The organism is Ulvibacter litoralis, from assembly GCF_900102055.1.
GTDB lineage: Bacteria > Bacteroidota > Bacteroidia > Flavobacteriales > Flavobacteriaceae > Ulvibacter > Ulvibacter litoralis.
In genome coordinates this window covers 1-1,067 of record NZ_FNBA01000053.1, presented here as the reverse complement: position 1 = coordinate 1,067, position 1,067 = coordinate 1, and the positions used below count along the sequence as shown (strand labels likewise).

General features: G+C 32.3%; 1 protein-coding gene. It reads left to right on the top strand.

What is annotated here, in order from left to right:
- The coding region (locus BLQ00_RS17405; RefSeq protein WP_093145591.1) for an IS3 family transposase at positions 1 to 924 on the top strand (924 nt) is incomplete at its 5' end.
- Between the last annotated feature and the right edge of the window lie 143 nt (positions 925 to 1,067).

Sequence of the window (1,067 nt, the reverse complement as noted above, 5' to 3'; positions counted from 1 at the left end):
CAAAACATTAGCAGACGAGATCGAAAAAAAGAAACAAAACCGTTTAAAAGAAAATGGTTGATCCAATGTTTTGGGATTAGTAAACAAGCCTTCTATAAACGCTTAAAATCTCATAAAACCAAAGTAGAAAATGACCAAATCATAATTCAAATGATTAAGGATTATAGAAATGAAGTCGGACAAAGAACAGGCGGAATTAAGTTATATGATAAACTCAAACCTAAAATGGAACTACTTGGGATTAAAATGGGAAGAGATAAGTTCTATAAGCTCTTAAGGACCTATAATCTATTAGTCCCAAGGACCAAAAGATATTTTATAACCACAAACTCTAAACATCAGTTTTATAAATATGATAACCTAGTAAAAGACAAAGCCCCTACCCGATCCGAACAGCTTTGGGTAAGTGATATAACGTATATTAAAACAGAGAACAAGCATTGCTACCTGGCTTTGGTTACCGATGCCTATTCAAAGAAGATTATGGGATACAAATTAGCTTCACACATGAAAACATCTCTTTGTACGGATGCGCTCGCTATGGCTATTAAAAATCGAAAATACCCTAATGAGAAACTAATACATCATTCAGACAGAGGAATCCAGTATTGTAACCCTGCATATACAGAGATTGCGGAACAAAACAATATAACGTTATCAATGACACAGCAGTACGATCCATACGAAAATGCGGTGGCTGAAAGAATCAACAGAACATTAAAATACGAATACGGACTCAAACAAACTGTAAAAAATGTTACCTTAGCTAAGAAGATTATTAAAAGAGCTGTCAGTATTTACAATAATAAAAGAACGCATCATAGTCTGAAATTAAACACGCCAGATTTTGTTCATATTAATCAAAATGTTGCATATCATTCCTACAAAAGAAATAAAGAAAAGTTAGAACTATTGACCTTTTAATAAACGAAAAATGAACCCGAAAAAGGTCAACCTATTTCAGTATAATACAAAACAACGAAATACAATCTATGAACGAAAAATTATGGTGGAAAAACTATTACGCTGAAATGAATTTAGTTTTTGGAATCAGTTGTGTTTTATGT